The 13,046-nt window shown below is 39.8% G+C and carries 7 protein-coding genes and 1 pseudogene; 3 read left to right on the top strand and 5 right to left on the bottom strand.

Annotation, left to right across the window (positions count from 1 at the left end):
• Positions 1 to 109 precede the first annotated feature (109 nt).
• Positions 110 to 3,148 carry a TonB-dependent receptor gene (locus tag I6E69_RS13310; RefSeq protein WP_197121422.1) on the top strand — a complete coding sequence of 1,013 codons (3,039 nt, stop codon included), beginning with the start codon at positions 110 to 112 and terminating at the stop codon, positions 3,146 to 3,148.
• Between the two features lie 522 nt (positions 3,149 to 3,670).
• Positions 3,671 to 6,634 carry a TonB-dependent receptor gene (locus I6E69_RS13305; protein ID WP_002962280.1) on the top strand — a complete coding sequence of 988 codons (2,964 nt, stop codon included), beginning with the start codon at positions 3,671 to 3,673 and terminating at the stop codon, positions 6,632 to 6,634.
• Between the two features lie 197 nt (positions 6,635 to 6,831).
• Here I6E69_RS13305 and I6E69_RS13300 read toward each other — a convergent pair whose 3' ends face one another.
• The 3 genes from I6E69_RS13300 to I6E69_RS13290 all read right to left on the bottom strand — a co-directional run bounded on the left by I6E69_RS13300 (position 6,832) and on the right by I6E69_RS13290 (position 10,056).
• Positions 6,832 to 8,742 (bottom strand): aminotransferase class V-fold PLP-dependent enzyme, encoded by a 1,911-nt coding sequence (locus I6E69_RS13300; protein ID WP_197121421.1) that lies wholly within the window; start codon positions 8,740 to 8,742, stop codon positions 6,832 to 6,834.
• 453 nt (positions 8,743 to 9,195) lie between these two features.
• Entirely contained in the window at positions 9,196 to 9,480 is a 285-nt protein-coding gene (locus I6E69_RS13295) for a hypothetical protein (protein WP_197121420.1), read from the bottom strand.
• Between the two features lie 276 nt (positions 9,481 to 9,756).
• Positions 9,757 to 10,056 (bottom strand): hypothetical protein, encoded by a 300-nt coding sequence (locus I6E69_RS13290; RefSeq protein WP_039489619.1) that lies wholly within the window; start codon positions 10,054 to 10,056, stop codon positions 9,757 to 9,759.
• 198 nt (positions 10,057 to 10,254) lie between these two features.
• On the opposite strand from I6E69_RS13290, the pseudogene I6E69_RS13285 reads away from it, so the two are divergent.
• Positions 10,255 to 11,296 (top strand): annotated as a pseudogene (locus I6E69_RS13285) (IS110 family transposase).
• Between the two features lie 491 nt (positions 11,297 to 11,787).
• On the opposite strand, the gene I6E69_RS13280 reads toward I6E69_RS13285, so the two are convergent.
• Complete coding sequence (locus I6E69_RS13280) at positions 11,788 to 12,138, bottom strand: hypothetical protein (RefSeq protein WP_197121419.1); 351 nt, start codon at positions 12,136 to 12,138, stop codon at positions 11,788 to 11,790.
• Between the two features lie 234 nt (positions 12,139 to 12,372).
• Positions 12,373 to 13,005 (bottom strand): endonuclease III, encoded by a 633-nt coding sequence (gene nth, locus I6E69_RS13275; protein ID WP_182682109.1) that lies wholly within the window; start codon positions 13,003 to 13,005, stop codon positions 12,373 to 12,375.
• Between the last annotated feature and the right edge of the window lie 41 nt (positions 13,006 to 13,046).

The following is a 13,046-nucleotide window of genomic DNA, read 5'->3' as shown; positions in this document are numbered from 1 at the left end:
TCATCGTGCTGGGTTTAAGTATATTAATGTCAAAGGTCACATAAAATATACATCAGCATAACAAGCTAACACACTAAAATCACACAACAACAACCAGCGGAGAATTCAAATGTCGTTGAAGTCACGAGATAACAATAATTCTACAACAGGGCAGTTTGCAATGCGCCCAGTTGCAAAATGGGTAAGAACAGCGGTCATCGCAGGTATGGCAAGTTCTTGCGTATTTACAGCAAGCGCACAGGAAGATCAGGGAAAAGCGACAGAAGTTGAAGAAGACGTTGAAATAATTAGTGTTACAGGTACACGTAGAACGATTCAAGACCAAATAGCAATTAAACGTGAAGCAACAACGGTAGTTGATGGCCTGTCATCTGAAGATATTGGTGATTTACCAGCACTGTCTATCGGTGAAGCACTAGAATCAATTACAGGTGCTGCATCTCATCGTGAAAACGGTGGTGCTACAGAAATCACTATCCGTGGTCTTGGTCCATTTTTAAGTGCAACACACATTAATGGTCGTGAAGCGACTAATGGTAGTGGTGACCGCTCAGTTAACTTTTCGCAGTTTCCTTCTGAACTTGTAAAAAAAGTAGCGATATATAAAACGCAAGATGCCTCAATGATTGAAGGTGGTGTTGCAGGTGTTATTGCACTTGAAACTATAACTCCACTTGATTTTGGCAAACAACGTGTATCAGCTGAGGTTAAATTAAACTATAACCCAGACGAAGGTAATGTAGATAACTCGCTGCAAAGTGACGCGGGTTACCGTGGCACGTTTAGTTATGTTGATCAGTTTGAATTTGATAACGGCCAAGCCGTTGGTGTGTCTTTTGGTGTACAGCGCCAAGATATCAGCCAACCAGAAGCTGAATACAGAAGCTCTAGCCCATCAGGTTCTTCATTATGGGCGTGTTTAAACGATCCAACTAATACCAATGAAGGTTTTTATCGTAGCAGCGCAGGCGACTGTGAAGACCAAGTTAGTGGCGACAAATTAAAAAACCAAGGCTACCAAACCAAAATTGATCCTGAAACGGGTAAAGCCGAAAGCGATGGTACTCCGTATGCTTGGACTGGCAGTAGTCGCAGTTTTCGTCAAAATGAAACATCAGATGAACGTGATGCAGTGTTTTTTGCACTGCAATACCAACCGTCAGCGGATTGGGATGTTAACTTTGATGCGCAAATTTCAGATAGAACACAACAAGAAGCACGCCACGATTTAATTTTTTTACAAAAACGTGCTACACCAGGTGTAACCGGTCCAACACTTGTCACTAACGATGTAGGTGGTATTTTACATTGGGAAGGTGAAGAGCGCATTGAATCAGCGGGTGAGCAATTCTCTCGTGAAGAAAACTATCAAGGTTATGGCATAAATATAGAACATACAGTTACCGATAGATTAACTGTTGATTTAGATTTAGCGTACTCAAAAACAGAACGCGAAGAACTTCAAATATCTAACCGTGGTAGAACCTCAAGCCAAACTTTCTTTTCTTGGGATATGGGCGATGAAATTCCTCATTTCACATTAACAGACTTTGACGTAACAGATATTTCAAACTTTACAGATAGCCTAAGAACACGACTTGATCGTGAAAATGTTCGTGAAAACGAAGTTATCTCAGCGCGACTAGATTTTGACTATGCGCTAGATGGCAATGTTTTTACCAGTGTTCAAGGTGGTATTAGAACATCTGAAATGACCTTCCTACAGTATGGTGGTGGCCAAGGTAACGGTTCAAGAAACGAGTTTACACTAGACTCTGGTACTGAAGCGCTTGACGTATTACAAGGTTGTCAAATCGATTTCCCTGAATCAGGCTTTTTATCGAGTGTATCTGATGGCGATATCGTAACAAATGTTGATAGCGACGGTAACGTTGTAGCTAGCGGCACAGGTTCATCATGGGCTACTTACGACAACGTATGTTTCTCACAAGCTGTAGCGGGTTCTAACGTTGATGGTGTGTTTGCTTACCCAGAAGTTGAATATGAAAATACGGGTACAATTGATGTAACAGAAAAAACAACATCAGTGTACTTAATGGCTAACTACGATACTGAAATGTTTGGCAAATTCATTCGCGGTAACTTTGGTCTTCGTATTGTAGACACAGAAGTAACTTCGATTGGTTTTAGAAATAGCTTTGATGTTGTAACAAGTGATACCGGTGTACTGTCTCTGGTTGAATCTGATAACGGTTCACTGGATAAAATAAAAAGCGGTGGCGATTACACTAAGTATTTACCAAGCTTTAACCTAGTTATTGATTACAGCGAAGATATTTTATTCCGTGCAGGTATATACCGTGGTATGTCGCGTGCAGATCCATCTGATTTAGGATACAGCCGTACGTTCGAAGAAGATAAAGATGGTACAGCAACTTCAATCAGCGATTTATTAGTCGGTGTAAATGGTTCTGGTAACCCAGACACTCAACCGCTTATGTCGTGGAATTATGATGCTGCGTTTGAATGGTACCCTAACGAAGATTCAATCTTAGCGTTAAGCTTATACTACAAACAGTTCAACGGTGGTTTTCAACAACAAACAGTAATTGAAGATTTTACTGTTGCCGGTGAAACTGTTTCATTACCAATTACCAACTCTGTTACGTCAGACGAGGACAGTGAAATACTAGGCCTTGAAGCTTCATTTTCTTACCGCTGGGATAATGGCATCGGTATGAAATTTGGTTACAACTATGCAGACACTGACTTTGAGTTCCAAGATAGCTTATACGGCGATACGTTTGAGACTGACGTAGATGGTAATACTACACAGTTAACTGACGGTATTATTGAGTCGGCTTCAGTACCTGGTTTTTCAAAGCATGTATTTAGTAGCCAGCTGTACTACCAAATTGGTGGATTTGATACTGCTGTTATTTACAAATATCGTAGTGAGTATTTCCAACCATATACTACAAATGGTACTCGACTTCGTTATGTTGATGGCGTAGGCGTATGGGAAATGCGCGCATCATACAAAATCGATGAGCACTTTAGAGTTAAAGCAGAAGCAATTAACTTGTTCAGCGCACCTAAATCACAAGATTTCTTTGTTGAAGGAAACTTAGGTGAAGTGAATGACTACGGCCCACGCTTATTCTTAGGCTTAAGCTACAAGCTGTAATAATGGTTAAACATTAAATCTCATTAAAAAGGCGGTTTTACCGCCTTTTTTGATCCCTAAATTCTTCAATTTTATATTTTCAATAGCGCTAATAAATAGCACTCAACACAGCTCGCTCTCTAATAACGCTTCTTGACTCAAAACTAAATTGGTTAACCAATAATGCCATTTATTCAGCACGCCCAACATCATCGGTTTCTCCTTCCTAAATTATTTCATTTTTAAAACACTAACTCTTTTAACCCTTGTAATTGACAGCTCAATTTCTAATTAAATTTAAAATCAATAAATAACATGAACTTAAAATATACTTTATGATTTTAAATTATAGGTTAGTTAAGTTTTTCTATTTTGGTAATAACATATTGCATAATATTTGATCTAAATTTATTACCAAAAGGTTGACCTTTTTATAGTTGAGTGTAAATATAAAGTTAAGAATCTGTAATAATTAAGGGCTTTTAATAAAAACAATAAAGTAGCTGGTTAAACATAGCATTTCACACACACAGGAAAAAAACTATGAGTCACAAGTTATCTAAAATTACACTGGCAGTTATATCGGCAACCGCACTTGGTATGTCTTTGTCTACACAGGCGCAAGAAGCTCCAAAAAAAGCTGCAGACGATCTTGAGGTTATCGAAGTTTCAGGCATTCGACAATCGCTTACAAATGCGCTTGCACAAAAGCGTTCAGCAGATAGCCTTGTTGAGATTATTGAGGCAGTCGATATTGGTAAGCTACCAGATCAAAACCTCGCAGAAGTACTTGAAAATGTAACGGGGATTCAAATTACCCGTGAAGCAGGGGTAGGTACGGGCGTTCAAATTCGTGGTACCAATGCTAATCGTACAGAAGTGAACGGCGTATCAACAGTTGGCTCAGGGTCTGGACGAAGTGGCATTAGTTTTGAAGATGTATCAGCTGCAATCATCTCCGGTGTAGAAGTAATTAAATCACCTGAAGCAAAAACAATCGAAGGCTCTGTGGGCGCAACAATAAACCTTAAAACAATTCGCCCGTTACAGTTAAATGAAACTCTAGGCTCAATTAGAGTTCAAGGTGAAGATAGTAGCTTATCAACAGATGGTGTTACTCCTAGGGTATCGGGTGCTTGGGGTGATAACTGGGAGCTTGATTCGGGCGGTAAGTTTGGTGTTGTATTTAGTGGTAGTTACAGTGAGCAAGACGTAACCGCATTTCGTCCTCGTGCTGATAGAGATAATTCGGTAGCCGCTGATAGTGGTGCTGCAAGTGCACAATCGTTTGATTTTCTACCAGTACAATTTTTAATTCAAGATTACGATAATTACGAATACGAGACAAAAAACTTCGCAGGTACATTTGAATATGCACCAAACGATAATATGAAATTCTTTTTTGATGCAGTTGTTAATGATCAAGAGCGCCGCCAAGAAAGCTCAAGAGTACAAGCATCTGGCCTAAGTGATCTTAGAAATGTATCAATACCGAGTGAATTTGAAACAGTTAATTTTGGTTCACTTGACGGACAAAACCTAGGCAGCATACAAGCGGCCGTAAGAGGCGTTATTCCAGTTGAAGACGGTGGTGGCGATCCTAACTTACGTTTTTCTAGCGATACTAATTCACGCATTACAAAGAGCAAAATATTTAGAATAGGGGGCGAATGGCAAGGCGATAGATTATTTGCAAGTGTTGAAGCCTCAACCTCTCGTTCTGATTCAACTACACCAAGCTTTAATACAACGCTTAATTTTATAAATCCAAATGTCGCTACTAATTCGTCAAATGAAAACGGTACTCCTTTTGAGTATGATCTTACAGGTGATGCACTTACATTTGGTATTGCAACGGGGGAGGCAAACGCGCCAACAATGGCTCAATTACTCGACCCTGCAAATGTTGTTCTACGTGATGTAAACCAAGGGCAAGACGAGTCAGAAAATACAGAAGATGCGTTTCGTACAGATTTTACATATTACTTAGATGATGTAATAACGTCAGTCGATTTTGGTTACCGCTACAGCAAAACGAGCAGTATGTCGGATCAAGTTCGCTCTAACGTTGGTTTAAGAAATATGGCTGATAGTCCAACGGGTGATTTATTTGCACAATTATTAACAGCGGGCCCAGATAACTTTAACGATGGTGATGGGCGAGCACTTTATATTCGTGATTTCTTACTTATAAACCCAGAGCTTGCATCCTCTGATCCACAAGCTGTATTAGCAGCACTTAACCAAGCGATTGAAGCTAATAATGCAATAACGGGTTCTGATCGTGGTCCAATAAGTTCACCAACGTCTCAAGTAAATGCGTTTTTTGATATTGAAGAAGAAACACATGCCTTATATGCACAAGCTAATTTTGAGTATGGCATGTTTCGCGGTAACTTTGGCCTACGTTATTTAGAGACTGAAGTTACATCGCTAGGTAACTCTGTTACTCAAGATGGAAGTGGCAACGAACTGGTGACTCAAGTAACGTCAAAAGGTGATTACGATTTCTTTTTACCGCGATTTAATTTAGCCGCGAATGTAAGTGAAGATGTGATTGTTCGTCTAGGTTGGTCAAAAGATATCAGACGCCCAGATTTTGATGACCTATCTACGTCTGTTACGTTTGGCACCAGCCCTAATAGTGCAGTTTCAATAGGTAACTCAGGCTTAGAGCCAGAAGAAGTAACCTCTTTCGATATATCCACTGATTGGTATTTTGCACCCGCTGCTTTATTAAGTGTGGGGTACTTTCATAAAACACGTAGCGATTTGCACGTTACACAGCAAGTTGACCCATTTGAAGACCCAAGCACAGGCTTTCGCGATACAAATGGTCCAGAATGTGAAGGCGGCGGCATATTTAACCCAATTGCTGACATAAACGTATTTGGCCCAGATGCTGGTGTAGGGTTATGTGTACCAACACAAACTACTATTAATGATTCTGGTGAAACAACACAGCAAGGCATCGAGCTTGCAGCTCAATACGACTTATCAAATTTTGAAAAAGAGCTAGGCTGGGCATCAGGTTTTGGTGTGGTTGCTAACTATACTTATCAAGAATTTTCTGGTGGTGAATCATTTGACACCGCAACGAGTCGTGCAAATGCTGTTTTTGCATTAACAACCGGTAACCCGGATGCAGACATAAGTGCTAAGCAATCACTCATTGATTTGTCAGAAAACGCATATAACATCACATTCTACTATGAGAAATACGGTCTATCTGCTCGAGCGCGTTACACGTGGCGCGAAGGGTACCGTTCAACTGACTTTGGTAGCACTTCAAGCTTCCCATGGGGTTTCCCTGTTGTACAAGAAGACAGAGGGCAGCTTAATGCCAGCATAAGTTATGATGTGAACGATCAGCTAAATATCGGTATTGAAGCCGTTAACTTAACTGAGTCAGAAGTTAGCCAGTCTTGTGTGAACGAAGGTGCTTTACTTTGTTTCCAAGGTATTACAGACCGCCGTATTACATTTGGCGCAAGCTATAGATTTTAAAAGCTATAGTTAAATCGAGTCTATAAGTGTGTGTATTTAAAGACGCTAAAAGCAAGCCACCTGGCTTGCTTTTTTTTAAATATAATTAGTTAACATTTACAAAAATGATATATTCCACTTTGTATTTTACTTCTCAATACTGTTACTGCGACACTGCCACCAGCAATTATTATTGAGATAGTATTAAACCAATACCTTTATTTTTTAACCTTACCCTTAAGAACATAAATTTCACCATCGAAACTGCCTTGAATAGTCAGTCCTTGGCTTGCCAACTCTTGCAAATATTCAACATGATCATCAGTAATATGCTGGCCTGGGACTAAAAGCGGAATGCCCGGTGGGTATGGAGTAACTAAACCTGCACAAATGCGGTTGTTACTTTTACTAATAGGCACAGATTCGCGGTCGCCATAAAAAGCATCGCTTGGAATACACGCCAAGTCAATGGCTGGTAAATTTTCAGGTAAGCGAGCTCTACGCGTCGATTTCGATAGTTTTACTTTACCGCTGTCTAGCTTTTTCAATGCATTGTACAAACGAATTATTTTTGAGCGCGTGCCGCCAAGCGTCAGTAAAACCAAAATGGTGCTGTGTGTGTATTTTTCTATCTCTAGCCCAATTTCATCCAGTAGATATTTATGAATATCTTTTAATGAGTAAGGTAGCTCACTAATATCAATAAGGATCTTTAATGGGTCGTGGCCCATATTATCACCACTAAAATGCGGGAATATTTCCATAAAGTCTTGCTTAGCTAATACTTTAATTTGCTTAAGCGAGGCCATCTGTTGTTTAAACTCCTCAACATGATTTAGCAGCGCATTGAGCAGCTTATAGCCTTCCATCTCTAATTGCTTTTGGCACACGTCAAGCGATGCAATAAGCTGATATTTAGGCGATGTACTAGCGTAGATACTATAAATCTCTCGAAAGAAATCGGCATCAAAATCGGGGTCGTTAATATGAATATAAGACGCTTGAGAAAACGCCGATACTACTTTATGCGCCGAATGCGTAATGTAGTCAGCCCCTGCATGTATCGCAGAATAATGACGAAAGCTAGGATGAAACAAAGAGTATGCAAACCAGGCTTCATCTATAAACACCTTGATACCATATTGATGAGCATAATCCACGACTTGTTTTAGGTCGCTAAGTAAGCCATCGTAAGTACAACCGGTAAGCACTAGTAATTTAGCATCAGTATTGTTTTCAATTGCTAACTTGATGTCGGCCAACGATGGTGGTGCAAAAATGCCATATTTTGGATTTAAGATACTCGCCAAATAAATGGGGTAGCTGGCTGATTGCAAGATGCCATAGTGTACTGATTTATGGCAATTACGGTCGACAATTACTTTATCTCCCTTGCGCAGCAGTGTCTGCAATATGATTTTATTTGAGGTAGATGAACCATTTGTAACAAAGTAGGTGTGTTTAACTTCAAACGTCGCCGCGGCTGATTCTTGAGCGCGACCAATGGTATTGGTGCTGTCTGATAATGAACCTAGCGAGTCTACCGAAACCGACAGGTCGCCAACAAATACATTGCGGCCGTAAAACTGATAAAAATCTTTGATGTAAGGTGAGTTTCGAAAGCTAGAACCCCCACTATGACCCGGTGTATGCCAAGAGTCGTTTGCTTCACCAACGTAACGACGATACGCCGTCCAAAATGGCGTTTCAGAGCGGTCGTCAAAATCGTTGATCATATAACCTAAAATAGCTTCTGGGTCAGAAATTACTTCATCTTTAAAAAAGAATGATTCGATTTCTTCTGATTCGTTTACGATTTCCAGCCCTTTAGTGTCGTCGCCAATAACATAAACCGGTAACTCAAGACGAATTGCCTTTAACTCTTCAATAAAGCGGCTATACATCCGCTCACCCACTTTGTTGTGCATATCCCAGCTTAGAACTACGGCTTGAATATCACCATCTTCCTCTACACATTCCAGCGCGTGTTTAAGCTCGAGGCATTCAATAATATCGATATGAATATCGTCTCGCTCAAAGTTAGGAATAGTCTTTGACAGATTCGTTGAAAGCCCTTGTAAGGTGGTTGGGTCTTGTTCAATTATCAAGATACGAAGTAGAGGTAGCATAGAGGGTTTCGCAATATAATTTTATAATGCTCACTAGCATAACCAAAGGAGTGTAACTTGTGAAATTAATACTTTGATAATGTTCTAATAATTATTCTATTTCATTGGCTACTACAAATAAGAGGCGCAATGAAATTCATGTGTTTTCTGTTTGCATCGTAAGCATAAAGATTTTGATCATTATCAACGACAATATACTTCCCTTTAAGTTTTATACCACTAAAGTATAAAAATCATACTTATTTGATGGGCAGTTTTGTGCCATTGTAGGTCGAATAAGCGAAGCGCCATCCGACACAGTAAAATACTTTACCAATTATTATCAGCATTTTATGTTGTCGAGTGCCATGAGCGGACGGTGGTAACGCCCCAAGCAGGGGATTTCAAGAGCGTTTTTCAGCGAGTAAAATTCCCGCTGACTTGGCTTGTTAGGTTGCTGGTCTACAATAAACACTATTGAGCCTCGACGCTGTGATAATCAGCTGATGTTTCATAACAATTGACACACACAACTGACATTTTATTAAAGGCTCGAAACTTCTCAGTCATACCATCTTCTTCATCAAACAAGGCTTCACATTTGGAACACCACGCTTGAAGGTCATTAGGTTCGCTAGAGTTTTCAATAAAGCCTACAGGTACACCTTCTGGTTTCAACAAATGGCAACAGACGACGGCTGCAACTCGCTTACTATGTTCGCCACAATCAACATACATTGGTTCAATCTCAGTGCTCATATGCAACCTAACAACTCTATCAGAGGACACTTTCCCTTTTTTAGCGCGAAAACGTCCTTATTGTATGAGTTTCTATTAATAGCAAATAGTGTAAGTTATTGCCATCTATAAATATTAAGCTTAGGAAAGGTTATTTTACTATGTGAAAAAGAGGGAGGTTTTCACTTATTCTTACTAAGTTAATGACGACTCACCTGAATGGTCGGTTATCGCTCTTTGCCGAAGTTCGGCTTAGTGCCAAGAGCGGACAGTAGTAACCATAGTCACTTGTTATGTTCACTGATCCAGCGATTCCTCAGTTACAACTAATTCGTGTTGCCCAGGAATTAAACTACTAAGCACAAGGGCAGCAAACACCACTAAAACAAACAACAAAGGGCTATAAAAGATAGAACTTTCCTTGATTGGATAAAAGAAAGCAGTTGATGCACCTACAATTCCTGCGATATAACCACGCCTTGTAGTGAACTCATGTATTGAGCCACAATTTACACAACGGTATTTAGTCCATTTAAAGGCTGTTAAAAACCAACTAAGTGATATTTTCTTAGAACAACTTCTACATTGAGGAAACATCGGAAAGACTCCTTTCTTAATTTGTAAACATAACGCCCTAAGAATGGGCAAAAAATTGTTGGCTAAAATGTTGAGGAACGAAAACAGCCAACTGTTTTTTGTCCTTATTTATTAGCTTGATACTCATTGAGCCTCCTCCCCAGCATCGCGATTATTCGCTACGCTGAAAAGGCAACCGACCTTACAGGAGAAAGCTCAATGAACTTTTACAATAACATGCATCCATATTATTGTGGAATCGATTTACACGCGTTTACTTTACGTCTGTATCATTGATAATACAGGACTTATCCTTGTTCACAAGAAAATTAAAGATGACCCTGACGCACTTCTAAAACTACTTAAACCGTATGTCGGTGACATTATGGTTGGCGTAGAATGCATGCACTGTTGGTATTGGGTCGCTGACTTTTGCAAAGAACACACTATCGACTTTATCCTTGGACATGCTTTGTATATGAAAGCGATTCATGGCGGTAAAGCTAAAAACGATAAAATTGATTCACATAAAATTGCCAAACTTATTCGTGGTGGTAACTTTCCACTTGCTTATGTCTATGACAAAGATATGCGTGCTACGCGCGACTTATTATGCCGTAGAACCAAAATTGTTCGTCATGGTGCTGATTTAAAAGCCCATGTTGCCAATACAGCCAGTCAGTACAATTTACCTGCGCATAATGTCAATTTAAAGAACGTCTGCAACAAAGAAAAGATGCGCTATTACTTTCCTGACCCCGTTGTACAGCGCTCTATTAATTTAAACATGGCTATACTCGATTGCTATCATAAGGAGCTTAAGCCTTTAGAGCATTACATTGAACAAATGGCTAAGCAGCATAATCCTGTGCACCTTAATATCTTGCAAACAATTAATGGTATAGGCCGCATTCTAGCACTCACTATTATTTACGGAATTGGTGACATCAATCGCTTTTCAAGTGTACAAAAGCTCGCTTCATATAGTCGGTTAGTCAAATGCAAAGCAGAGTCTGCCGGCAAAACCTATGGCACCCAAGGTAATAAAATTGGCAATGCACATCTCAAATGGGCTTTCTCGGAAGCTGCCGTATTACTGCTGCGTCACAATCACAACGCCAATAAATACCTTGAAAAACTACAAAAACGCATGAGCAAAGCCAAAGCACTGTCAGCGCTTGCGCATAAGCTTGGTCGCTGTGTTTATTATATGCTTAAAAAAGAGACGGTATTCGATGAAGCAAAATTTTTAAAGAGTTAGTCACGGTACTGAGTGAGCTGAACATCTAACTGGATGTAAGGCTGAGCATCAATCAATTGGGTGAGTTAATAACCAACAAAGTTTAACCTGATTATATGCCTACAGACCTAAGCTACTTGTCTTGATTAGACGCTCAGTACGCGTGCATTAATACAATAAACAAAGTCGCTTACACCTGACTTGAGCCTGAAACTAACTGGATCACAATGATGAAGCCAGCTGCCTTGAATAGTGCCATGATTAGGTTAACCGATGAATGTCTAGTGCCCCAGCAACCCCAAAAGGATATGGGAAAACCTGGCTGCGATGAGATCGCAATAAGAGAGCCTCTATATGTGTTTGCCGTAAGCAACTTGCTTAACAGCCGCATAGACAGACGAAGTAAACGAATTTGTTTATTGATTTAGAATTGACCGTCAATTGATAAAAACGGTCAAAAAGAACACTAATGCCTATTGACAGAGTTAAGGCTCATATGTGTTAAGTTGCATTTACACACCGTAAGCTAACATAACAGCCATTGCAAGGGGCATTAAAAGTAAAACAATAAACATAACAACCTCCAGCCACTCTTTAGCTAGAGTTACAGAATACCAAAACGAATTTATTGAGGTACTTGAGTCGAGCTTTCTGAAGTATTGCAGGAAGCCGGCAATGAAGAATGCCTCCGCCCCTAATATTGCAGCTAACATAGCGGCAAATGATAGGTATGGAGTTTGCTGACTCATATTGCCCAATATAAAGAAGAGAACAATAAGAACAACAGTTGAAATAATAAATGATTTTTTCAGGTGAGCATATTTCACAGCTAAATCATTAAATCCTTTTGGGGAGAATATCACCCGAACTCCTTTTGCAATTTAACAGCTTTATCAGAGGACACTTTCCCTATTTTAGCGTGAAAACGTCCTTATTTTGTGAGCTTACATTAATAGCAAATAGTGTAAGTGATTGCCAGTTATATATATTATGCTTTCTGTAACTCATATAAACTTGTAAAAATGAGGAAAGTATCTCTTATTATGACTAAGCTAACGCCTTCTGAATGACTGGTTATCGCTCAAGGCAGCCTGTAGTTACTCTGTTTTATCTTTAAACTCACATAAGTCTTCAATAATACAGCTGCCACACTTTGGTTTACGCGCTACGCAGGTGTAGCGCCCGTGTAGTATTAGCCAATGGTGAACGTCTACTTTAAATTCTTTTGGTACAACCTTTTCAAGCTTTTGTTCTACAGCAACTACGTCTTTACCCATGGCAAGCTTTGTACGATTAGATACACGAAATATATGTGTATCTACGGCTATTACAGGCCAGCCGAAGGCTGTATTGAGTACAACATTAGCGGTTTTACGGCCAACGCCTGGAAGGGCTTCTAGGGCTTCACGATTTTCTGGCACGATGCTGTTATGTTCATCCACCAAAATTTGGCACATTTTGAACACGTTGGCAGCTTTAGAGTTAAATAAGCCGATGGTTTTTATATAATCACGCAGTGTATCGTGACCTAAGTCTAAAATGGCTTGTGGTGTATTAGCAACAGGGAACAACTTTCGAGTGGCTTTATTAACGCCTACATCAGTTGCTTGTGCTGAAAGAGTTACTGCTACTAGTAACTCAAATGGGCTTGAATATTCAAGCTCTGTAACTGGGTGCGGGTTATCGTCGCGTAGGCGCGACAGTATTTGGTGACGTTTTTCTTTATTCATGCAACTTAAAACGTATTAGTGCTAATTGTTGCTCTAATACG

This window comes from Pseudoalteromonas sp. NZS100 (genome assembly GCF_015864815.1).
Classification (GTDB): Bacteria; Pseudomonadota; Gammaproteobacteria; order Enterobacterales; family Alteromonadaceae; genus Pseudoalteromonas; species Pseudoalteromonas distincta.
This window is presented reverse-complemented; position numbering and strand designations above follow the sequence as displayed.